The sequence below is a fragment of the Nocardia sp. NPDC057663 genome (genome assembly GCF_042799895.1).
In the GTDB taxonomy this organism is placed as follows: Bacteria; Actinomycetota; Actinomycetes; order Mycobacteriales; family Mycobacteriaceae; genus Nocardia.
The window spans coordinates 108,421-130,831 of sequence record NZ_JBHVHX010000006.1 but is presented as its reverse complement, the minus strand read 5'-3'; the positions used below and the strand labels follow the sequence as shown (position 1 = coordinate 130,831).

At 69.8% G+C, this 22,411-nt stretch carries 20 protein-coding genes; 9 read left to right on the top strand and 11 right to left on the bottom strand.

Annotated elements, in window-relative coordinates; all coding sequences use genetic code 11:
• Positions 1 to 96: 96 nt before the first annotated feature.
• The 3 genes from ACFVAV_RS16155 to ACFVAV_RS16145 all read right to left on the bottom strand — a co-directional run bounded on the left by ACFVAV_RS16155 (position 97) and on the right by ACFVAV_RS16145 (position 5,648).
• Positions 97 to 837, bottom strand: a complete 741-nt coding sequence (locus ACFVAV_RS16155) for a hypothetical protein (protein ID WP_379035598.1) — start codon at positions 835 to 837, stop codon at positions 97 to 99.
• A 96-nt stretch (positions 838 to 933) separates the two neighbouring features.
• A complete protein-coding gene (gene sigM, locus ACFVAV_RS16150; protein ID WP_379035941.1) occupies positions 934 to 1,491 on the bottom strand; it encodes an RNA polymerase sigma factor SigM in 558 nt (185 codons plus the stop codon).
• Between the two features lie 329 nt (positions 1,492 to 1,820).
• Entirely contained in the window at positions 1,821 to 5,648 is a 3,828-nt protein-coding gene (locus ACFVAV_RS16145) for a lipid II flippase MurJ (protein ID WP_379035595.1), read from the bottom strand.
• 600 nt (positions 5,649 to 6,248) lie between these two features.
• On the opposite strand from ACFVAV_RS16145, the gene ACFVAV_RS16140 reads away from it, so the two are divergent.
• The gene (locus ACFVAV_RS16140; RefSeq protein ID WP_379035593.1) at positions 6,249 to 6,869 is read left to right on the top strand and encodes a hypothetical protein; all 621 of its coding nucleotides are present in this window, start codon (positions 6,249 to 6,251) and stop codon (positions 6,867 to 6,869) included.
• A 72-nt stretch (positions 6,870 to 6,941) separates the two neighbouring features.
• Here the strand turns inward: ACFVAV_RS16140 and ACFVAV_RS16135 are convergent, their stop codons facing one another.
• Positions 6,942 to 9,362, bottom strand: a complete 2,421-nt coding sequence (locus ACFVAV_RS16135; protein WP_379035591.1) for a DUF6049 family protein — start codon at positions 9,360 to 9,362, stop codon at positions 6,942 to 6,944.
• Positions 9,359 to 9,814: an NUDIX hydrolase gene (locus ACFVAV_RS16130; RefSeq protein WP_379035940.1), complete on the bottom strand. Its 456-nt coding sequence runs from the start codon at positions 9,812 to 9,814 to the stop codon at positions 9,359 to 9,361. The genes ACFVAV_RS16135 and ACFVAV_RS16130 overlap by 4 nt, the downstream gene beginning before the upstream one ends.
• 329 nt (positions 9,815 to 10,143) lie before the next feature.
• Here ACFVAV_RS16130 and ACFVAV_RS16125 point away from each other — a divergent pair, with 329 nt between their 5' ends.
• Positions 10,144 to 11,559, top strand: a complete 1,416-nt coding sequence (locus tag ACFVAV_RS16125; protein ID WP_379035939.1) for a CCA tRNA nucleotidyltransferase — start codon at positions 10,144 to 10,146, stop codon at positions 11,557 to 11,559.
• Here ACFVAV_RS16125 and ACFVAV_RS16120 read toward each other — a convergent pair whose 3' ends face one another.
• Positions 11,560 to 12,414, bottom strand: a complete 855-nt coding sequence (locus tag ACFVAV_RS16120; RefSeq protein ID WP_379035588.1) for a hypothetical protein — start codon at positions 12,412 to 12,414, stop codon at positions 11,560 to 11,562.
• Positions 12,415 to 12,557: 143 nt separating this feature from the next.
• On the opposite strand from ACFVAV_RS16120, the gene ACFVAV_RS16115 reads away from it, so the two are divergent.
• From ACFVAV_RS16115 to ACFVAV_RS16105, 3 genes are read left to right on the top strand one after another with little or no spacing between them, the layout of a single operon-like run.
• Positions 12,558 to 13,313, top strand: coding sequence for a LamB/YcsF family protein (locus tag ACFVAV_RS16115; protein ID WP_379035585.1), 756 nt, complete (start codon positions 12,558 to 12,560; stop codon positions 13,311 to 13,313).
• Between the two features lie 14 nt (positions 13,314 to 13,327).
• Positions 13,328 to 14,041 (top strand): allophanate hydrolase subunit 1, encoded by a 714-nt coding sequence (locus ACFVAV_RS16110; RefSeq protein WP_379035583.1) that lies wholly within the window; start codon positions 13,328 to 13,330, stop codon positions 14,039 to 14,041.
• Between the two features lie 54 nt (positions 14,042 to 14,095).
• Entirely contained in the window at positions 14,096 to 14,953 is an 858-nt protein-coding gene (locus ACFVAV_RS16105; RefSeq protein WP_379035581.1) for a biotin-dependent carboxyltransferase family protein, read from the top strand.
• On the opposite strand, the gene ACFVAV_RS16100 is transcribed toward ACFVAV_RS16105, so the two are convergent.
• Positions 14,954 to 16,516: a DUF4185 domain-containing protein gene (locus tag ACFVAV_RS16100; protein WP_379035579.1), complete on the bottom strand. Its 1,563-nt coding sequence runs from the start codon at positions 16,514 to 16,516 to the stop codon at positions 14,954 to 14,956.
• Between the two features lie 100 nt (positions 16,517 to 16,616).
• Here ACFVAV_RS16100 and ACFVAV_RS16095 point away from each other — a divergent pair, with 100 nt between their 5' ends.
• The gene (locus tag ACFVAV_RS16095) at positions 16,617 to 16,895 is read left to right on the top strand and encodes a hypothetical protein (protein ID WP_379035577.1); all 279 of its coding nucleotides are present in this window, start codon (positions 16,617 to 16,619) and stop codon (positions 16,893 to 16,895) included.
• Here the strand turns inward: ACFVAV_RS16095 and ACFVAV_RS16090 are convergent.
• Positions 16,864 to 18,177 (bottom strand): MFS transporter, encoded by a 1,314-nt coding sequence (locus ACFVAV_RS16090; protein ID WP_379035938.1) that lies wholly within the window; start codon positions 18,175 to 18,177, stop codon positions 16,864 to 16,866. The genes ACFVAV_RS16095 and ACFVAV_RS16090 overlap by 32 nt on opposite strands.
• A 115-nt stretch (positions 18,178 to 18,292) precedes the next feature.
• Between ACFVAV_RS16090 and ACFVAV_RS16085 the strand changes: the two genes are divergently transcribed.
• Entirely contained in the window at positions 18,293 to 19,069 is a 777-nt protein-coding gene (locus ACFVAV_RS16085; protein ID WP_379035575.1) for a pirin family protein, read from the top strand.
• Positions 19,070 to 19,071: 2 nt separating this feature from the next.
• On the opposite strand, the gene ACFVAV_RS16080 is transcribed toward ACFVAV_RS16085, so the two are convergent.
• On the bottom strand, positions 19,072 to 19,599 hold the full coding sequence (locus ACFVAV_RS16080) for a hypothetical protein (protein ID WP_379035573.1): 528 nt from the start codon (positions 19,597 to 19,599) through the stop codon (positions 19,072 to 19,074).
• Positions 19,600 to 19,809: 210 nt separating this feature from the next.
• On the opposite strand from ACFVAV_RS16080, the gene ACFVAV_RS16075 reads away from it, so the two are divergent.
• Both ACFVAV_RS16075 and ACFVAV_RS16070 read left to right on the top strand, forming a co-directional pair.
• Complete coding sequence (locus ACFVAV_RS16075) at positions 19,810 to 20,661, top strand: helix-turn-helix domain-containing protein (protein ID WP_379035571.1); 852 nt, start codon at positions 19,810 to 19,812, stop codon at positions 20,659 to 20,661.
• Positions 20,662 to 20,671: 10 nt separating this feature from the next.
• The gene (locus ACFVAV_RS16070; protein WP_379035569.1) at positions 20,672 to 21,037 is read left to right on the top strand and encodes a DUF397 domain-containing protein; all 366 of its coding nucleotides are present in this window, start codon (positions 20,672 to 20,674) and stop codon (positions 21,035 to 21,037) included.
• Positions 21,038 to 21,074: 37 nt separating this feature from the next.
• Here the strand turns inward: ACFVAV_RS16070 and ACFVAV_RS16065 are convergent, their stop codons facing one another.
• Both ACFVAV_RS16065 and ACFVAV_RS16060 read right to left on the bottom strand, forming a co-directional pair.
• Complete coding sequence (locus tag ACFVAV_RS16065) at positions 21,075 to 21,440, bottom strand: darcynin family protein (RefSeq protein WP_379035567.1); 366 nt, start codon at positions 21,438 to 21,440, stop codon at positions 21,075 to 21,077.
• Between the two features lie 51 nt (positions 21,441 to 21,491).
• Positions 21,492 to 22,385, bottom strand: a complete 894-nt coding sequence (locus tag ACFVAV_RS16060; RefSeq protein WP_379035565.1) for an NAD(P)H-binding protein — start codon at positions 22,383 to 22,385, stop codon at positions 21,492 to 21,494.
• Positions 22,386 to 22,411: the final 26 nt, after the last annotated feature.

Sequence of the window (22,411 nt, the reverse complement as noted above, 5' to 3'; positions counted from 1 at the left end):
GGGCCCTTCCGAAAGACAAGCTGGGGACGTGTCGGTCAACAACAGCCTAAACGGTGTTGTTCCCGGTGCTACGGCGCTGTCCGGGAAGCAGCCGCGTCAGCCGATGTCGCGGAGCGCGAGCTGTTCGGGGGCGCCGGTGGTGCAGCCGGTACCGACGACCAGCGCGGTAATGGTCGGCGGCTCGGGCCCGACGACGAGCACCAGGACCGCGTCGGAGCCGCGGAAGGTGATGCTCGACGCACCGAGGACCGCGCGGTCGATTCCATTGGCCTGGACGCAGCGGGTGAGTGCCGCGTCGTCGGCCAGCGGACCGCGGACCTCGCGCTTGCCCAGTGCGCTGAGCGCGGCCGCGGTGGTGAGTTCGTCGCCCGGGGTGGCCGGTTCGGTGAACTGCGCCGCGGTCGGCGTGCCGTCGGTGGTGTCGAGCGTGCTGACGACCGCGCCGGCGCCCGCCAGCACGGCCACCGTGGCGGCGGCCGCGGCCAGCAGGCCCAGCCTGCGACGGGAGCGGTACTGCGCCAGCGAGACCGGCGGTTCGGCCGGTGGGGGCGGCGCCGTGGACAGCGGCGTCAGGCGTTCGGTGGGACCGTCGGCCGCGTCTAGTTCGGCGACGAAACGGAACATGCGGTCGGCGACGTCGTCGGGCATGCGGTGCATGACCCGCTCGTCGTTGCCTAGCTTGCGGAGGTGAGCGTTCACCTCGTCGAGCTCGTTCAGGTAGCGCAGCGCGTCTGGGTCGGTGCTGACGGTCGGCCACAGTTGCTCGCGCAGTTCCGGCGCGAGGTTGTCGGCATGCAGATCGGCCAGCAGTTCCGACGGGAACGGAGGCTGCGGCACGGATCGAGACACCCTCGCACCTCCCCTGTTCTGTCGATATCGGATCGCAGGATTTACATCGCTGACTTGTTCGTCACTGTTAATGACGCATCCGGACTAGATCCGGTTCCCCGGATCCCGGAAAAATTCCAAACGTTCTTGCAAACGTACGCGCGCTCGGGAGCATCGGCTCTTGATAGTGCCCTCCGCCACGCCGAGCAAGGCGGCCGTTTCGGACACGCTGCGCCCCTCCATCTCGACCATGACCAGGGCCAACCGCTGATCCTCCGGCAGCGTGAACAGTGCCTCCTCGACCACGGTCGACAGTTCGAACTCGGCGAACTCGTCGCGCGAGTCGACCGCCTCGGGCATGACGTCGGGTGTGATCGATATCGCGCGCCGGGTCTTGTTGCGGCGGATCCGGTCCAGGCAGGCGTTGACGACGATGGCGTGCAGCCAGCTGCGCACCTCGGCCTCGGCCCGGAACGAGCTCGCGGTGCGGTGCGCGGACAGCAGGGCGTCCTGCAGCGAGTCGGCGGCGTCCTCGCGGCTGTAGGAGGTGCGCAGGGCGGTCTGCCACAGATGGTCCTTGTGTCTGCGCAGCAGCTCGGCGAACGCGTGCGGCTCGCCACGGACATGGGCGGCCAGCAGTTGCTTGTCGCTGCCGTTCTCCAGGAGGAACGAGCGATCGCGGTATGCGGCGACCTGCCGCGTTCTCCCCCCGCGGACCTGCTCGTTGACTTCCGGCGACACCTGACCCCTTGGACAGCGCTCATTACGGCGACTTCACGTCGGCGAACGAGGCCGATCCATCACCTGACTACAACGCAGCGTCCAGGATCGACGTCGACAGATCCTGGGTAACTCCCAGCCGAGAGCGCGGGGCGATCATACCGTCGATAACAATTCCGCACCAACCGGACCGCGGTTCGATGACGGTCGGCATCCGGCGCGGAAATAGGCGGCCACCTGCGCTGATAGCGGTGCGAGGTGGCAGCCGCGGACTAGGGCGCGGCGTCGAACCGGACGTCGGCGATCTCGGTCTGGAACTGTCCGCCCGAGTTCGCCAGTCCGGTGATCCAGACGAGCACGAAACGCGCGGCCTGATCGGTCTGCACGGCGATGTCGGTGACCCCGTCACCGAGCTTGGCCGAACCGATCAGCTGGGTCTGGTCGAGCGTGGGCGTCTCGGTGGGTGAGGTACGGATCTCGACGGTGCTGCCCGCGCTGGGCGAGGTGATCGAGATATTGGTCAGCTTCGCCGGCGTCGGCAGCGTGGCCAGCAGGCCCACGCCCTTCTTGAGGGCGGGGAACTGCTGGAAGTACTGATCCGTGTGCCACACCGTCGCCGGGTTCTGGTCGAGTACCGCGCCGGCCGTGGCCGCACCGTCCGGGGTGCCCTCCGGGGAGAACACCGCGGCACCGGTGACCGGCACCGGGACGCTGGTCACCGGCGCGGCCGGGGTCTGACCCGCGGGCGGCGCCGCGGCAGGCGGCGCGACACTCGACGTGAGCCCGATGTTGATCTGCTCATCCAGCGGCTTGTTCGACGCGCCGGGCGCGAAGATGCTGACCATCCACCAGATCAAAATGCCGACGACCAGCGCGGCGAGCACGCCGAGACCGACCATGATCCACATCATCCGCTTGGAGCGATCCCGCTCGGCGGCGAGCAGCTCCGGATCGGCGAGCGAATCCGGTCCACTCGCCACGGCCCGCTGACCCAACCGCAGGACCGGGATGAAGTCGGTCTTCTGGTCGACGACCGAGGCCTGCTCGAGCACATGCTGCACGGTGGCGGCGGTGCGCACACCCTTGTTCGACTCGAGCGAGCGGACCGCGACGGCCGAGATCTCGAACGGGACCTCCGGCCGGATCTGCCGCGGTTCCACCGGCGTGCCGTCCGGACCGAAGTCGGCCAGGCCCAGACCGCCGATGGTGGCTGCGGTGCCGGTGACACCGCCGATCCGGATCGGCCAGCGGGCGGTGATCAGGGCGTAGAGCATCGCGCCGAGGCCGCGCACGTCGGCCTGGGCGTCCGAATCGCCGAGGGTGCCGGGGAACGCCAGCACGGCGTCACCGGAAGCGCTGATCCGGATCCGGTCGGGATGGTCGATCGACAGCGAGCCGCCGCCGCGGTGGGCCAGTTCGGCCGCCGAGGCGAGTGCCCTGATGGCCCTGGCCGCGCCGATCGGCGACGGCACCGTCTCGGCCATCTCGCGCAGCGAACGACCCGGCGTCCACTCGGCGACGACGATGCCGCCGGAGCTGCCGCGGACCACGTCGAGGACCCTGGCCAGGCCGGGCGAGTTGATCCGGCCGAGGCGCAGCGTGCGCGACAGGATCGCCTGCGGGCCGTCGTGGCCGGAGTTCTCCCCCGACTTCTGATCGGCGTCGACGAAGGTCAGCGCGACCTCGCGGTCGAGCTTGATGTCGAGCGCCTGCCAGAACCGCAGCCCGCGCGCGCCGCCGTGACCGGCCAGCAGCCGGTACCGGCCACCGGCGACGGACGCGCCGGGCATCAGCTTCGGGCCACGCTGCGCGCGGTTCGCCGACGGCGGGACCTGCGGCGGGATCGGCAACATACCGGTGTCGTACGTGGGTTCGTGTGCCGGCATGTCCTGCCGTGGTTCGTCCGCCGGATGTCGCTCGTCGGCTGCCGAGCCGTTATGCGGCGATTCGGCCTCGTCGGGCGTGTCGGCGTGCTCGGATCCTGTCACGCGGGACACGGCAGGATCGACATCGGTGGACATTCCTCCTGCTGCGCGCACCGCAGAATCAGCGGCCGGGACGCCGCCCACCGCGTCATCGCTCACCCTCGGTCCTCCTTCGCCCTGATCTCGCGGATCTTTCCGCGTGTTCACGACATCACTTCCCATGTCGGTCTGCCGAACAGCGTACGGGAACTGCGCTTGGCCGGTGAGGTCAACAGCGCCGGGCCGGATCACCGGCAGGATCATCGTCTGGGTGTCCATCGACGGCCCGTACGCCGGGAACCCGTAGGTGTCGGGCCTGCGCAGCACCGTGGTCGCGTAGATGTCGTCGGCGGGGCTCTCGTCGAGGCCCAGATCCGGCGCGGGCGGGGTGATACCCAGCTTGCGCGACACCGCGACCGTGATCGCCACGACCTCGGGAATTCCGGCCAGGCGCATCAGGCCGAACGCCACCGAGAACATCACCAGCGCGCCGACGCCGACGCGCAGCAGCGACGCGGGACCGCCCGAGAGCTGATCCATCCGGGTGACCGTGTCGACGATGAGCATCACCGCGCCGCCGGCCACCGAGGCGAGCAGCACCCGGGTGACGGTGCGGCCGACGTTGGACATGCGCAGATCGCCGAGGCTGCGGTGCAGCAGCATGCCGCCGATCACCGCGCCCGCGGTGAAACCGAGGCCGGTGGCGACGCCGAGGATGATCACCACGTCGTCGCTGTCGCGGGCCAGGACCGGCGCCAGCGCGGAGAACAGGATCTTGACCGCCGTGATGCCGAGGATGATCCAGGTCGGGGTCCACGCCTGTTCCCTGGCGTAGAACACCCGCAGGTGGATCAGCACCAGCGAATACGGGATGAGGGAGAACGCCGACCAGCTGACCGCACTGCCGAGGCGTTCGGCATCGCCGGAGAACTGGGCGTATCCGTAGAGCGCCTGGCCGATCTCCGGGCCTGCCAGGGTCAGGAAGGTGACGACCGGGATCAACGCGATCATGGTGAGCCGGGTGGCCACGGACAGGTCGTCGACCACGGCCGGGGTGTCGTCGGCGGCGGCGTTGCGGCTCAGCCTCGGCATGATCGCGGTGAGCAGCGTGACGCCGAGGACGCCGTAGGGCAGCTGCAGCAGCGCCCAGGCATTGGCGAAGATCGCGGGACCGGCCTCATCGGCGGCGGAGGCGATGTTGTTCGCGACGACCAGGCCGATCTGGCTGATCAGCACGTACAGGATGATCGCGCCACCCATCTTGCCGAACTGCTTGAGGCGTGCGTCGACGCCCCACAGCGGGCGCAGATCGATGCCGTGCCGACGGATCGCGGGCAGCAGGCTCAGCGCCTGCGTGGCCACACCCGCGGTGACGCCGATGCCGAGCACCAGCAGTTTCGGGTCGCTCATCCGCACCGGATCGAGCGTGATCTCGCCCGGAGTCAGCGCGTAGGCGGCCAGTACTGCCAGCACGACAAGGTTGTTCAGGACCGGGGCCCAGGCACCTGGTTTGAACGCCTGTCTGGTGTTGAGAATGGCGGTGAACAGCGCCGACATGCCGTAGAAGAGGATCGCGGGCGCCAACAGGTAGGTCAGCGCCGTGGTCAGCTGGGTGTTCACCTTGCCGCCGGAGTCGACGAGCACATGGCCGGCCAGGATCGGGGTCGCGGCCAGCGTCAGCACCGTGGCGACGAACAGCACCGTGAAGGCCGCCGTCACCAACCGGCGGACGAACGCGGCGCCGTTGTCGGCGTCCTCGTGTTCGGCGCGGACCAGGGTCGGCACGACGATCGCCGTCAGCACGGCGCCGAGCACCAGCTCGGCGATCATGTTCGGGATCAGGTTCGCCGAGATGAACGCACTGGCGATGGCGGGTCCGAGCACGGTCAGCAGCAGCAGCTGCTTGGCGAAACCGGTGATCCGGCTGACCAGCGTCGCGACGGCGATCGAACCGGAGTCCTTGAGCAGTTTCGCGTTGGCGCTCTGCGGGGTGTCGGGCTTGTCGGCCTGCACCCGTTTGGGCCGCGCGATCCGCTGGGTCTTGGCGGCAGCCTGGTCGTCGACGACCGCGCGCCGGCCACTCGCCGAGCCACGGCCTACGGATTCCGCCTGCGCGCCGACCGGCGTGCCCGGCATCCCGGGGTACGCGGAGCGTTGCCGCGCGTTGGGGCGCTCCTGGCTTTCCGGTCGTCGCCCTGCGGCGTCGTGACCGCCGCCGGGCCTGCGATCTGGACCGCCGGGCTGTTCACCGAACCGCTGCTCCGGCCGGCCCTGCCGGGGGATGGCACCGGACTGCGGGCCGCGCGGGGGGAAGTCTCCTGCGCGCGCAGCGGGGCGCGGCGGGACCGCACCTTCCTGCGGCCGCTGGGGGCGTGCCCCCGCGTCGAGATCGGGACGCGCCTGCCGGGGAATCGCACCGGAGGGCGACCCGTGCGCCGACGCGGGACGCTGCTGCTGGGGGAACTCACCTGACCTCGGGGCCTGCCCGGGTCGCTGTGGAAACTCCCCCGGACGCGCGCCGGAGCCCGGCGCGGGTGGCCGCTGCTGGGGAAACTCACCCGAGCGTGCGCCCGAACCGGGCTGGGGTGGCTGACCAGGGCGAGCACCCTGCGCGGGATACGGAGCCTGGCCGGGCTGCCACGGCGGCGGAAAGTCGCCCGGACGCGGCTGCGGCTGGCCCGGGCGTTGTTGCTGCGGAAACTCGCCGGAACGACCCGCAGACGACTCGGGGCGGTGGTGCGGCGGAACACCGGGACGGCCGGCCGGGCCGGAGCGTTGCTGCTGCGGAAGTTCACCGGACTGCCCCGGAAGCACACGCGGCGGAACACCGGGACGGCCGATCTGACCAGGTCGCTGCTGCTGCGGAAACTCCCCGGACTGCCCCGGAGGCACGCGCGGCAACTCACCGGATCGACCGGCAGGCGGCGGCTGACGGCCGTCGCCATAGGGACCGCGCGGCTGATCCGGCCCGCGGTATCCGGCGGGCGGTGCTCCGGGATGATCCGGCGATATGGGCCGAAACCCGGGCGGCGCCTGCTCACCGGGACGGTATCCGGGCTGACCCGGCGGCATACCCTGCCGAGGTCCGGGCTGACGCGCGCCGCCCTGCTGGTCGAAGCCGGGATCCGCGGGCCGGTGCGGCGGCTGCGGTCGACGTCCCGGCTCACCAGGACGTGGTGCGGCGACGTTCCCCTCGTGCTCCCCGGCCGTCATCCCACGCTCCCACGGCGCGGCGGGTGTTTGGCGCTGTGCCGGTCCGTCGCGACGATCGTCGTGGTCGTGCCGATGAGCGGAATCATCGTCGCCCATCATGCCTCCTGTACCCGGCGTAACCCGCGAATCCCGCCGGTCCGATGAGCGTTTCGCTCACCCGTGCCACTCTCGTCCTTGTCTGCCATGTTCCCCCGCCCGCGTGTCAGGCGCGGGCGTTCACTGCCGTTCGAACTCCTCGTCGGCGGGATCGGGTTGCCCGCGGAACCGACGCCACAGCCGGCGCCCAGCCAACAGCAACAGCAGTATTCCGGCACATGCCGTAATTATGGCCAAGGCCTGTCCGTAGGCGTTCGAGCGCACCGAGACCGAGGTCGGCTCGCCTAGCGCAACGCCGTCCGGCGTGGTAAGGGAAATCGGAATCACCAGCTTACGGCTGTCGCTCACCTCGGTCGGAATCTGGAACGAGCGGGTGCCGGACGGCGGAAGCAGCTGTTCGCCGATATCGGTGATGTTCGTCTCGGCGGGCGCCTCGATCCGGAACTGCACCCGGATGGCGACCGGTAGTTCATTGCGGGCAACCAGCAGCAACGGGCTCTGTTCCGAGGCCAGCGTGTAGACCCCGCCCGGCGGCAGCACCGACACCGAAGCGAACATGTTGTCGAGTTCGCGGGTGGCCTGATCGATCCGGCGCTGGGCGTGCAGATCGGCCTGGGTGTCGTCGTCGGTCCTGCGGTCGGACAGGCTCAGCGCGCGCAGCAGGTCTTCCCTGGCCGGCGTCATGAAGGCGTGCGGGGTGAGCTCGGCTTCCGGCAGCTCGACCAGGGCGCGCATCAGCTCGGTGATCCGCGCGCCCTGGGCGTGGATCGGTGCCACGAATCGCTCCGGCGCCGCGTCCTGGGCGGCGCGCGGCAGGTATTCGAGCGTGAACGGGCGCGGGTCGGGCGCCTGGGCGACGAGGTCGGTGAAGCTGCGCGGGCTCGCGAGGTTGTTGCGGGTCAGCAGTTCGATCTGCTTGAGCAGCGCGATGCCCTCTTCCCGGTTGGCGCCCCACTGCTGCGGCGGCATGAGCAGCTGCGAGCGCGGCCGGTCCGGCGCCGGGTTCAACGCGGTCCAGGCGATCGCGCCGAGCGCGTCCTGCAACCGCGCCGCCCGTGAATCGTTGGTGACGTCGAATCGCACCTTCGACGGCGTGAACGACGGGGTCGGCGGGTTCGAGCCGACGGCGGCCAGCGCGGTCGCCGACCAGATGTCGAAGGTCGTCACACGCAGCGCGGGGTCGGTCGTCGCCGGTGCGGCCGCGGGCGCGTCGATGCTCACGCCAGGCACCCGGACGACGTCCGGCGCGGCCTGCTCTCCACCCACGACGACGCCCGGTTCGAGCGTCACCGGCGCGGAGGTGAGGGCGTTCTCGGTGTCGCTCGGCGCATCGTCGCTGGTCACGGCCGTGCTCGCCAGCACCGCCGTCCCGTACCCGTGACTGCGCAGCAGCTGCCCGGCCGGATCGTCGATGCTGCCGGAATCGGGCAGGCCGACCCCGCGCAGCGACCGGGTGCCGAGAATCGCGTCCACCACGTCGGCCGGTGCGAGCAGCGCCCGCGCGGACAGGCCGGGATCGTTCACCGCAGCCAGCGCCGACACGTCGACCTGCGCGAACGGCAACGCCACCGTGCACATCGACCCGGCCAGCGCGCGCAACCGGTCGAGCCAGGCCTGCGCGCTCGCCGCCCCGGTCCCCTCCCTGGTCGCGCCCTCGGGGTCGGACGGGCTGGCCAGCACCCGGTAGCCGCGGGTCATCGTCTGCACGGTCGACACCAGGTCGGGGTCGATCGCGATACACACCGAACTCGCCACCCCGCGCTCGCGACCGGGCGCGACCGATTCCAGCGCGGCCACCAGCTGTTCGAGCCGTCCGCCCATGCCGACCGACACGGCCAGCTCGTCGTCGAGCAGTTCCGCCTGCCCGTTGACCGACCCCGGCCTGCCCGCGACCATGCGCGGCCGGTCGGCGAGCGGCCAGATCAGCGTGGTCGCCACCGGCGTCGCGTCGGCGGGCGCGGGCACCGGCTCGGTCGCGCCGCCCGCCTCACCGCCCGCGGCGGGCAGACCGAGCACCGGCAGCAGGAAGCGGGCGTCGTCGAGCCTGGCCTGGGTGCCGTAGGCGGGTTCCCCGTTGACGTTCAGCAGCAGCGGATACACCCCGGGATCGGTCAGCCCGAGCGAGGCGCCCTCGCCGCCCGCCCGCAACGCGATGCGCACCGAGAACTGCTTGCGCTGACCGGGGCTCAACCGCTGCGCCACATCCTGGAACGGCCCGGTGACCTCGTAGTTCACCTGATCGAGCCGCAACGAGCTGCGCAGCCCGCTCGGCGAGTCCACCGGCGCGGCGCGCTGGATCCGCACGGCCACATCGTCGACGACCCGGTCGCCGATATTGGTGACGGTGCCCGACACCGTCAGCATCGGGTCGCTGCTCGTCGTGACCGTGCCCGGCGCGATGGCGTCCAGGGTCAGCTTGAGGAATTTCGGTGCCGACGCGCCCGACCCGTTCGGTTGCGCGTGCCCGACCGCCGGCAGGAGCGTCACCGAACCCAAGATGGTCAGGACCGCCGTGATCAGCCGGAACAGTCCACCCGTCATCGCTTGCCGGTCTCCATCCGGTCGATCATTCGATTCGCCACTTCGGCCAGCCGCCGTTCGTCGGCATAGGCCAATCGGGAATCCAACTCGCTCAACGGAACCCACGCAACCTGGGTGACTTCCACGTCGGCGTCGGACAGTTCACCGCCGAGCGAGCGCAGCAGGAAATGGTGCACGGTCTTGTGTACCCGCCTGCCCTCGGTCACGAACCAGTAATCGATACTGCCCAGCTCGGCGACCACTTCGCCGTTGATGCCGGTCTCCTCGGCGACCTCGCGAATCGCGGTCTGCTCGGAAGTCTCCCCCGCTTCGATATGCCCTTTGGGCAGCGACCACAGCAGCCGTCCCCGGCGGTCGGTGCGACCGATCAGGGCGGCGGAGCGGTGTTCTTTCGGGCCGTCCAGCCCGTCGACCACCAGGCCGCCCGCCGAAGTCTCGCGCACGGTCCGCATGCGCGGCTTACCGGCATTGCTCGCCGAACCCCGCCGCCGCGGCTGGCGGCGTCGACTGTTCGCGCGATCGGCCGGAGGAGACACCCCGCCAGCTTAGCTGTACCGCCTCCCCGCGAACTCCGCGTCTCTTCCGGTAGCTCGGCTGTTGGCAGTCGGTCTTGCGGTAGGTGCGGCACGGCTGGGAGGTGGTCGGGGAGTTACCCATGTTCTTGCGTGATCAGTGGGTGGGGCGATACCTCCTGGATAGATGGGCAGGTGGCCCAGTAGGCTGGCTGTTCGTGGTTTCCCCCAACGTTGTCCCTGATGCTGTGGCGGATCGTCGAGCTCGGCTGCTGGCCGCGGCGGCGGTGACGCTGGGGCAGTTGTCGGATGTGCTGACACCGTTGGGCGAGATGTTCGCCGAGCGCGGGCATTCCCTTTATCTTGTCGGCGGTAGCGTCCGCGACGCGGTGCTGGGCAGGCTCGGCACCGATCTGGATTTCACCACCGATGCCAGGCCCGACGTGGTGCAGGAGATGCTGCGCGGCTGGGCCGACCACCTCTGGGACACCGGTGGCCTGGCCTTCGGCACCGTGAGCGCGGCCAAGGCCGACCAGCAGCTCGAGATCACCACCTTCCGCGCCGACACCTACGACCGGGTCTCGCGCAATCCCGAGGTCACCTTCGGTGACACGCTCGAGGGTGACCTGGTCCGCCGTGATTTCACGGTCAACGCGATGGCGGTGAAGATCGCAGCCGACGGCTCGCTCGAATTCGTCGATCCCCTCGACGGTCTCGCCGCCCTGCTCGACGGTGTCCTCGATACTCCTGCCGCGCCGCAGGATTCGTTCGACGACGATCCGCTGCGGATGCTGCGCGCCGCCCGCTTCGTCGCCCAGCTCGGTTTCGACGTGGCGCCGCGGGTGCGGTCCGCGATCGTGGAGATGGCCGACCAGATCGACCGGATCACCGCCGAGCGGGTGCGCGCCGAACTCGACAAGCTGATCGGCGCCGCGCATCCGATCGACGGCATCAACCTCATGTGCGACACCGGCCTGGCGCAGCGGGTGCTGCCCGAGGTGCCCGCGATGAAGCTCGAGATCGACGAGCACCACCAGCATAAGGACGTCTACCAGCATTCGCTGACCGTGCTCTCGCAGGCGATCGACCAGGAGCAGGGCGATCCCGACCTGGTGCTGCGCTGGGCGGCGCTGCTGCACGACATCGGCAAGCCCGACACCAAGCGCAACGAGCCCGGTGGCGGCGTGAGCTTCCACCATCACGAGGTGGTCGGCGCGAAGATGGTGCGCAAGCGCCTGCGCGCCTTGAAGTATCCGAAGGCGTTCACCGAAGAGGTTGCGCGCCTGGTGTTCCTGCACCTGCGCTTCCACGGGTACGGCAAGGGTCAGTGGACCGATTCGGCGGTGCGCCGCTACGTCACCGACGCCGACGACCTGCTCGATCGCCTGCACAAGCTGGTCCGCGCCGACTGCACGACCCGCAACAAGCGCAGGGCCGCCGCCTTGCGCGCCACCTACGACGAGCTCGAGGAGCGCATCGCCACGCTGCGCGCGCAGGAGGATCTGGCCCGGGTGCGGCCCGATCTGGACGGCAATTCGATCATGGAGCTGCTCGGTTTGGCGCCGGGTCCGCAGGTCGGCAAGGCGTGGAAATACCTCAAGGACCTGCGTCTGGACCGCGGCCCGATGACCCGCGAGGAGGCCGAAGCGGCGCTGCTCGAGTGGTGGGCTGCCGAGAACGCCTGATCAGAAGACGATCAGCGTGGTGCCCGCGACGATGGCCGAGCGGATCTGCGCCAGGTCGAACGAACCGGTCGTCGCGGGCAGTTCGATTCGGAAGCGCACCTTGTCACCGCGCCGGTGGGCATAGGAGATGCTCGCCCGGTTCGGCAGGTCGTCGAGCAGCAGCGCCGGCGCCGGTACCGCGCGCTTCGGCAGCCGGATGCCGTGCCAGCTCGCCTTGCGGATGTCGATGTTGAGCAGGTTGTCGTAGACCTGCGCGTCGACCAGCGCGCGCATCTTGCGGGTGCGATGGGTCGCGACGATGCGGCCGCGCTCGTCGAGATGCACTCGCCAGTCGAGGTTCTGCGCGTCCACCCATTCCACGAGCGCCCCGATGCCGATGGTGCCCTCGATGTCGAGCTGCTGCACGCGGATCTTGGTCGGCACGCCGGGAATCAGGCGGACGCCGTGCGCGATGACGGTGACAGTGTCGAACGGGTGTGCGTCCCAGACCAGGTCCGACAGCACCGTCTTGCTCTGGAAGTGGGCGCCGCGCCTGCGCACCTTGAACACGTCGAGGGTGGCGGTGAGGTCGTGCCCGAGCAGGGTGGCGCTGACTTCCTGACCGCCGAACCGGCTGAGAATCCCCTCGCTGAGCACGGTCATCAGCACATCGGGCATGAGCGCGGTGACGGTACCGGAGCCCAGGTCGGCGACGGGGTCGGCCCAGGACGTGGTGAAGCCGAGCCACTGGTCGATCCACGACGGGTCGAGCAGGCGTCTGCCCAGGTCGACAGCGCCCGACAGTGACCAGGACTTCGGATCGAAATACGTGGCCATGATGGTCCGAGCGTACTTGCCCGCGGCGGACGCGGCCACGCTCCGCGGCGTGTTGTGCGCGCATCACGGCCGGATGTTGCGGGTATCCGCGCCCCGGTGGTGACGGCGTGAACGGCGTCGTTCATGCTCGAATCACCGGGATACCCACCTGGGAGTGACGCGCGAGTACCGGAGGGCATCGCATGCCGCTGGACCTGAACAGTGATCTGGGCGAAGGCTTGGGCCCGTGGCGCATGGGTGACGACGCCGCGATGCTCGACATCGTCACCAGCGCCAACATCGCCTGCGGTTTCCACGCGGGCGACCCGTCGATCATGCGCCGGACCTGCGAACTCGCGGTCGCCAAGGGCGTGCGGATCGGCGCCCACGTCGGCTACCGCGACCTGGTCGGCTTCGGTCGCCGCGATATCGCCATCGCCCCGGCCGACCTGCGTGACGAAATGCTGTACCAGATAGGCGCTCTCGCGGCGTTCGCGCGCGCGGCGGGCGACCGGGTGCGCTACGTCAAGCCGCACGGCGCGCTGTACCACGCGGCGGCGCGCGACCGCCTGCTCGCCGACGCCGTGCTGGCCGCGGTGGCCGAGGCCGAACCCGGACTCGCCCTGCTCGGACCGGCGGGAACGGAGCTGGAGCGAGCCGCGGGCCGGCTGGGTGTGCGCTTCGTCGGCGAGGGCTTCGCCGACCGCGCCTACACCGCGACGGGCACCCTCGCCCCGCGTGGGGTTGCCGGCGCGGTGCTGCCACCCGACACGGCCGTCGCCCAGGCAGTTTCTCTTGCGGTGTCGGGGACCGCGCGTACCGTAGACGGTCCCGGTACGGTCGCCGTGACCGTGGCCAGTGTGTGCGTCCACGGCGATTCCCCTGCCGCCGTGGAGATGGCCCGCCGGATTCGGCAGGCGCTCGACGAGGCAGGCGTACCGGTGGAGCCGTTCGGCTGAGGGTGGGAGGCAGGATGGACGAGGCAGGACCGAGGGACACGACCAACGATTGGAACTCGCGGATCCGGCCCGCGGGTGACCGTGCCATGCTCATCACCCTCGACGATCCACGGCCGGTGCAACGGCTCGCCTCCGCGCTGCGCGTGCACGCGATCGCCGGCGTGCAGGACGTGCTGCCCGCGGCGGAAACCGTTCTGGTGACCATGCATTCGGTGAGCTACGGCGTCCAGGTCCGGCGCGAGCTCGTCGCCCTGCTCGACCGGCTGGATCAGGATCCGCCGCAAGCGGATTCGCCCGATGTTTCCCGTGGAACAGTGCCCGACAGCGAGATTCCCGACGACGTGGTGGAGATTCCGGTCCACTACGACGGCGCGGATCTGCCCGAGGTCGCCCGGCTGCTCGACCTGTCGGTGCCGGAGGTGATCGCGGCGCACACCGGCACCGTCTGGCGGTGCGCGTTCGTCGGTTTCGCACCCGGTTTCGGCTACCTGACCTCGCCCGACGGCAGGCTGACGGTGCCGCGCCGGGCTCAGGCCCGCACCGCCATCCCGCCCGGCGCGGTGGCGCTGGCAGGCGGCTACTCGGCGGTGTATCCGCGGGGGACGCCGGGTGGCTGGCAGTTGATCGGCAGTACCGATCTGCGGATGTGGCTGGTCGACCGCGATCCACCCGCGCTGGTGCGGGCGGGGACGGCCGTACGGTTCGTCGACACGGCGACGACGGAATAACACCAGGGCTGCTCAACGATGCGCCGCCTCGACAGCGAATCGGGGAGTGATCGCATGCTGATCTTCATCGAGCGGGTGGGACCGCTCGCGACGATCCAGGACCTAGGGCGGCCCGGGTGGTTCGATTCCGGGGTGGGACAGGCGGGGGCGGCCGACCGCGCCTCGTTACGGCTGGCGAACCGGCTGGTCGGCAATCCGGAGGACTTCGCGGCCATCGAGGTGCTGCTCGGCGGGCTGGTCCTGCGCGCCGACGCCCACCTCACGGTCGCGGTCACCGGCGCCGCCGCGCCCGCGACCGTCGACGGCACGCCGGTCGGCCACGCCAGCGTGCTCGAACTCGCGGAGGGCCAGGTGCTGTGCCTCGGCCTGGCCATGGCGGGTCTGCGCAGCTACGTGGCGGTGCGCGGCGGCATCGACGTGCCGAAGGTGCTCGGTTCGCGCAGCCGCGACACCATGTCGGGCATCGGGCCCGAGCCGTTGCAGGCGGGCATGCAGCTCCCGGTCGGCCCGCCACCACGCACGCTGCCGACCGTCGAGTTCGCGCCGCTCCCGGTGCCACCGGAGGTGCTGACCGTCCGGGCCAGGCCCGGACCCCGCGCCGACTGGTTCGCCGACCCCGACGAGCTGTTCCACGGTTCCTGGGTGGTCTCCACCGACACCGATCGCATCGGCGCCCGCCTCGATCGCGCCGACGGCCCACCGCTGGTCCGGTCGGTCACCCACGAACTGCCCGCCGAAGGGGTGGCCCTGGGTTCGGTCCAGGTCCCGCCGAGCGGCCAGCCGGTCGTCTTCCTCGCCGATCACCCGATCACCGGCGGCTATCCGGTGATCGCCGTGGTGCTCGACGCGGATGTGGACCGGGTGGCGCAGGCCAGGCCGGGCGAACGGCTGCGGTTCGTGCCCGCGCGCTGATCAGCCGGGCGGATTCAGCCGGGCGTGCATCAGGTACACGTTGTAGCTTTGCCACGCCGACATCGTGAAGTACAGGTCGCGCGCGGTCGACCAGGGGTGGATGAAGCCGCCGTAGGCCATCGGATAGTCCTGCGTGGAAACCAGCGGCGCCGCCGAGTTCCACCGCCCCTGCGGTTCCGCCGCGGTGCGGAGCACGATCTGGCCGGCGGCCGCGTCCAGGTAGACCATCTGCCACTGCCCGCTCTCCGCGTCGAATCGCACCGACAGTTCGCTGGCCGTGCCGCCGACGAGCGGGGTCGCCGAATTCTCCGCGGCGGGCGCCCAATCGCCGTCCACCCAGTACTGGTAGGCCGTCTTGTTGAGCACGTCGGCCGTGCGCACCCTGGCCAGGCCGATCACGCCGATCCGCCCGTTGGGCGTGCCGAACATGTAGACGTACTCGCCGTGCGGCACCATCGCCGCCACCTGGAACCGGCCGACTCCGAACATGTTCTCCCAGCGGGCGTGCTGATCCTTGGTCCAGGTCTGCCCGCCGTCGTCGGAGTACGCCAGCCCGCCGTAGTTGGTCAGCCACATGCCGGGGATCCTCGACCAGTGGTTGACCGACATGTAGCTCAGGAACTGCCTGCGCCCGATCGCGAACCCCGAGGTGGGGATGGTGGTGGTCTCCCAGTTCTTGATCTTGCGGCTGCCGAGCAGTTCGGCGGCGTGGCAGGGACTGTCCTGCACCATCGAGTCGATGACCAGCCCGTCGTCGAGGTTCGTGTCGGTGCTGTAGGCGAGCGCGTTGGACCGCCAGTCGGCGGTGTCGGAGCCCGCGCCGCCGTATTCCCAGCCCTCGCCGAAGGTGTCGCCGAAGACCATGGCCACCTTGCCGGGTTCGGTCTCCCAGAACAGTCCGAGGTCGGTGCCGTCGACCTGCCAGCGCATGTCCGTCCGGTTGTTCGAGCCGTGCCCGGTGACCTGCTCGACGAGCCGCACCGACTCCACCACCGGCGCCGCGACCGCGGGCCGCAGCGGACCCGGTTCGACCGGACGCACCACGCGCGGCGGCGCCTCCTGGGCCGGTTCGCCCTCGCCGCCGGGCACCGGGATCGGGATGGTTTCCCGCTCGGGCTTGAGCCGGATGCGCGGTATCCCCGAACCGGAGCCCGAACCCGTCCCTGAACCCGAGCCCGAACCCGAACGCGGTGACGTGTTGTCCGACTCCTCGATTCCGTCCTCGGGTTCGGGCGTGTCCCTAACCTCGGGACACGGATTGCGGCACGGATCCGAGGGCAGCGGCGCCTGCGCGACGCGGGTGTTGTCGTGCGGCGGGTCGGGCAGCGGCACCGGGGTCAACTCCGGCACCACGACGGGGATGTCGATGCTCGGCGGAACCATCGGCCCCAGCGGCGCGGGCGGCGCGGCCGGGTCGGGCAGCCGGTTGAGTGGGTCGAATCCTGTTTCACCGCACATGTTTACGGGCGGCGGTAGCCAGGGGAACGGCGCGGCGTAGGCGGGGATGGCAAGCGTCACCGCGAGCAGGGCGCCGAGTGCGGTCGATCCGTGCGTTGCGCGCATGTGCTCCCTCGAATGGATATCCGAACGAACAAACAAATACCACCGACTCGACCATGAACTTACCGGAACCGAACCGGGTTTCCGTGCGTCCAATCACTATGTGAACGAAATCGAGTACGTCCTCGGAACCGGCGACGGCATCGTGCACGACTGGCCGGGACAGGCCGAACTGGCCGGCACCGGCCTCGCCGACACGCTATGGCTCGACTTCGACAGTGACACGAGCGACGACGAGACCCCCTGGGATCGCGACGGCGCCGCCGCTCTCGATTCGGCCTTGCTGCCGGACATCCCGCTGTTCGCCGTCGACCACCGAGCGGTGCTCGCGCAGGAACCGGCGAGTCCGCTCAGCCGGCCGCCCTGGCTCGACGGGAATTGAGCGCGATCGCCACGATGCCGAACGTGTAGACGGCCGCGCCCGCCAGCACCACCCCGATCGAGCGGCCGTCGGCGGGAATCACCAGCGCGGTCACCGCGATCGCCAGCACGAAGGTCATGTTGAAAACCGTGTCCTGCAGGGCGAACACCTGGCCGCGCTGGTCGTCGTCGATGTCGATCTGCATGCTCGCGTCGCCGGTCAGTTTGATCGTCTGGCCCGCCAGGCCGAGCCCGAACGCGCCGGCGAGCAGCAGCCGGTGCGCGTTGTCGACGGCCGCACCGGTCGCCAGCGCGATCGGGGTCACCAGCGTCAACTGCACGGCGACCGCGGTCGTCAGCCCGAGCAGCACGGTGCGCGGCCTGCCGAGTCGCGGGATGAGCACCGGCGTCAGGATCGCGGCGAGCAGCATGCCCGCCGCGGCGAAACCGATCGCGACACCGAATCCGACCAGGCCACCGCTCATTTCGTTGTCGCCGGTGGGCTGGCGCAGCACCAGCACCATGATCAAGGTGTTCATCCCGAAGACGATGCGGTGCGCGCCGATGCCGATCATCGCCGTCGTCACCTGCACCGATCGCCACACCGCGACCGCGCCGGTGCGCAGGCCGGTCGCGATGGCGTGCACCGTGCTCTCCGAAGTGGCCGAACCACTTTCGGGCCCGAGCACACGGCGCCGGAACCCGAAGGCAAGTACCGCGCCGAGGACCGAGCCGATGCCACTGAGCGCCACCGCCACCGCCGAGGCGGCATCGCCTGCCCCGATCAGCGCGATCACCGCCACCGCCGCGGCGGCGCCGATGCCCGCGCACACCGAGGCCACCGTCGCCAGCACCGAGTTCATCGGCACCAGCCACCGCTGTTCGAGCACCCGGGGCAGCGCCGCCGAGACACCGGCCAGCACGAACCGGCTGATTCCCACGGTCGCGAGCGCCAGCAGCAACAGCGGCGTCTCCCCGATCCCCACCGACAGCCCGATCGCGGCCAGGCCGATCAGTACCGCCCTGGCCGCGCTGGCGGTCAGCAGGACGTTGCGCCGATCCCACCGGTCCAGCAGCGCGCCCGCATAGGGCCCGAGCACCGAGTAGGGCAGCAGCAGGACCGCGAAACCGGCGGCGATCGCCAGCGGATCGGTCTCGCGTTCCGGGTTGAACAGGATGGCGCCCGACAGCGCGGCCTGGAACATCCCGTCACCGAACTGGGCCGCGAACCGCAGCAGCGCCAGCCGCGGCATCTGCGGATTCCGCCGGAGCACACCGCGGCTCTCGCGGAGCAAGTTTCGCATCGACATCGGCCGCTCACCTGCCGGATTCGAGCCGTCATGGCGATCAGTCGACACCTCGTGAGGATAGTGGTGCCAGAATTGAGGCGGCGGTACGGGTGCGAGCAGGAGGAACGTCATGTCCACATCGACGACACCGCGGATCGAACTACATCGCGGCGGTGACCGGATGAAGACGCGGATCTCCTGGCTCGATTCCAAGCATTCGTTCTCCTTCGGGGAGCACTACGACCCCGACAACACCCATCACGGCCTGCTGCTGGTGAACAACGAGGACGTGGTGCTGCCCGGTGAGGGCTTCGACACGCACCCGCACCGGGACATGGAGATCGTCACCTGGGTGCTCGGCGGCAGCCTGGTGCACCAGGATTCACTCGGCCACAACGGCATCATCTACCCGGGCCTGGCGCAGCGGATGAGCGCGGGCACCGGGATCATGCACTCGGAGAAGAACGACTCGTGGCGCCTGGACGGCAAGCTTCCCGAGCACGACGAACCGGTGCATTTCGTCCAGATGTGGGTGGTGCCCGACGAGCCGGGCGTCGACCCGGGCTATCAGCAGCTCGAGATCGACGACGAACTGGCGCGCGGCGGCCTGGTGACGGTCGCCTCGGGGCTACCCCGCTACCGCGATCGCACCGCCATCGCGATCAATTCCTCGCACGCCGCCATGCATGTCGCGCGGATGCAGGCCGACAGTCCGGGTGTCACCCTCCCCGATGCCCCCTACCTGCATGTCTTCGTGGCGCGCGGCGAGGTCGACATGGAGGGAATCGGCACCCTGTCCCAGGGTGACGCGGTCCGGTTGACCCGCTCCGGCGGCCAGCTGGTGCGCCCGCACGGCGACGCCGAGGTGCTGGTGTGGGAGATGCACGCGCGCCTGGGCGGGCAGTGACCTCAGGCCGAGCCGGGTTCGGCCAGCAGCACCGCCGACCGCGCGTTGGTGCGGGTGGCGGCGACGATCTGGGCGAAGTCCGGCCGGTAGTCGCCGTCCGGCTCCTGCGTCCAGGTGCGGTAGCCGCTGCGTTCGTCGGAGGGTGAGGGCAGCACGATCTCGCTGCCGGGGAGGGCCACCGAGGCACACACCCGGAACAGCTCGGCGAACAGCACGGTGTCGAGATAGGAATTGTCGGTGGGGCCGGTGAGGAAGGTCCAGCGGCCGGAGCGGGGATGGGCGATGATCGGCCCACAGCGCTGGCCGCGCCCGATCAGCAGGCCGCGCACCCGCTCACCCAGCGTCGACGGCATGACCACGGCGCCGACCGCGCCGATTTCCAGCATGATGCGGCCCATCGAGGAGTCGACCACGCCGTAGAGGCCGTTGTGCTTGCGATAGTGACGACAGCGCGCCAGCGCATCCTGGGTGGCCGAGTATTCCTCGGCCGCGGTATACCCGCCTTTGTCATCAGTGCGCGACGTGCTCATCACGACCTCGTCTCTGTCGACGGTGACTCGATGTAGCTGTGGATTCGCTCGATCGGGGAGGAACTCTGCATCACGAACCGGGTAAAGCGGGAAACTTTTTCATAACGGCCGGTACCAGGGGAAATATGCCGTTCGCAACAGCCTAATGCCGCACAACCACGCTGACAATAGTCAGTAGCTGGCGTGTCGATCGGCGTACGATATTCGCCCATGGCACCCGTTTCACCGACGGCGGCGCGCTGGGAACTGGTGCTGCGCCTGCGTGAACTGCGCGAGCAGCGCGGCTTCGACTCGGCCGGCTTCGCCCGTCGGGTCGGGTTCACCCCTGCCAACTGGTCCCATGTCGAGAAGGGCAGGCGGGTGCTCACCCGCACCACCATCGAACCGGTCCTCGACGTGCTCGACGTCCCCGCCGATGAACGCAGGGAACTGCTCGCCCTGCTCGAGACGAGCAAGCAGCGCGGCTGGTGGTCGACCTCGTCGGCGCTGATCGGTCCCGAGTTGCAGCGCCTCTACGGCATGGAGGCGGGCGCGCTGAGCATCCGCAGTTACGACAGCCTGATCGTGCCCGGCCTGCTCCAGACCGAGGCGTACGCACGTGCCCTGATCAGCGCCGATGTGATGATCCGGCCGGTGCAGGTCGACCAGTTGGTCTCGATCAGGATGCGCCGTCAGCAGCGCCTGCGCGGGCCCGATCCGCTCGAGCTCACCGCGGTCCTCGGGGAGGCCACACTGCGTCAGCAGACGGGCGGCCCCGACGTGCTGCGCGGGCAGCTGCGCCGGCTCGCCGACCTGATGCGCGAACTCGACACCGTCGACGTGCGCGTCATCCCGTTCAGTGCGCCCGAGGGGGCGGTCCTCGGTGGCTCCAGCTTCCATCTGCTCGACTTCGCAAGCGATCAGCTACCTACCTTCGCGTGGGCCGAGAGCGCCGTCTTCGGCGGCCCGGTCGACGACCCCGAACAGGTCCGGGATCTCGGCTTCGCCTACCTGCGCGCCAGGGAGCAATCCCTCTCGCGCACCGAATCTCTGGCCCTGATCAGCGACTATGCGAGCGTGTAAGATTCGGGTCATGTCCACCACCGCTCGTCGCCGCCCGGCCGATCACGGCTGGTTCACCTCGTCGCGCTCCAATAACGGCAACCAATGTGTCGAGGTCCGTTTCGATGGTGACACGGTTCAGATACGTGACAGCAAATTCCGTCGCAATCCGATGAACGTCGGTCTGGACGAGCCCATCATCACCGTCGGCACCGAGCTGTGGACCGCGTTCCTGCACTGCCTGCTGAGCACCCGCCGCCACCCCGACCTGGTCGCCCACGTCGCCGCCGACGGCTCGGCCACCCTCCGCCACGACGATGTCCTGCTCCGTTTCACCGCCGGTGAGTGGGAGGCCTTCGTGGCCGGTGTTCGCGACGACGAGTTCGTCTGCGTCTAGCCCGCCCGCGGCGAGCAGTGTAGGGGCTCGCCGGGGTTCAGGTGGTGATGGTGGCGAGAGGTTCGAGGCCGTAGGTTCGGGCGTAGCCGTTCTCGGTGCCGACGAGGAGGTCGACGACCTCGAAGTAGCGGTCCCAGAACGGGGTTTCGCGCAGTGCGTCGATGAGGAGCTGGTAGGCGTGGTGGTCTTCTGCTTCCCATACCCAGATGTCGGTGACGCGTGCGGAGTAGAACTCGGTGTCGTAGAAGCGTGACCGTACGCCGGTGGTCTTGGCCTCGATGGCCGGCAGGACCTGGGTGGTGAAGGCGTCCACACGTTCCTGGACGGTTAGAGCGAGCCACTCGGGTGTGGTCTTGACGAGTATGAACGCCGTGACCGGTGGTTCGGTTCTTTCAGCGGGCATCAGGGTTCCTCCAAAGGTATAGATGCGCTGGGCAGCATGGGTCCGGGCAACTCAGGAGCGGACAGCGGGCATGAGGGTCTGGGCGCACCACTGCTCGAAGCTGGTGGGGGACGCGGTGTCCGGGGTGCGGGTGACTCCGGCGTCGAGGCCCTGGTCCTTGGCCCGCTTCATGTCGACGACACCCTGGACGAACTCCTCGTCGAGGCCATAGCCGACGAGGGTGGTGTGCAGCTCGTCGAGCGACTGGCGTTCGTAGCGGACCGGACGGCCGAGCTGTTCGGTCATGATGCGAGCCATGTCGTTGGGGGACAGGTCCTGCGGCCCGAGGACGGGGACGCTGTCGGTGCCGGTCCACGAGCGGTCCAGCAGCAGGCCGGCGGCGACGGCGGCGATGTCGGTGACAGCGACGAGGGGGGCTTTGCGGTCGGCGGCGACGACGTCGGTGAACACGCCCTTGTCGCGGATCGAGTCGACCTCTTCCAGGAGGTTCTCGAAGAAGGACGGGTTGGCTAGTGCCCGGTAGGCGACGCCGGTGCCTGCGATGAGGTCGTCCATGGCGAGGGAGGCGGTGACCAGGCCGGCGCGGTCGGCGACCGGGGTACCGCGGCCGAGCGCGGACACTCCGACGACATGGCCGACGCCGTGGGCGGCGAGTGCCTGCACGGCGGGGCGGGTGAAGCCGCTGTAGCCGTCGTGCGGGGTCTGGGAGGCGTCCGGGGGGACGAGCCAGAAGACGGCGTCCGCGCCCTCGAAGGCCCGGTCTAAGACCATGGCGTCTCCATGCGATCCGGTGATCACCTCGACGCGTCCGCGCGCCGCGCCCGGGAGCCGCGCGGGATCGCGCACGATCACCCGCAGTTCCTCACCTGCGGCGGGGGCGGACTCCAGGAGCTCGGAGAGCAGGAGACGGCCGATGTTCCCAGTGGGAGCAGTAATAACGATCATGAAAGCCTCGCGGGTCGTGGTGGATC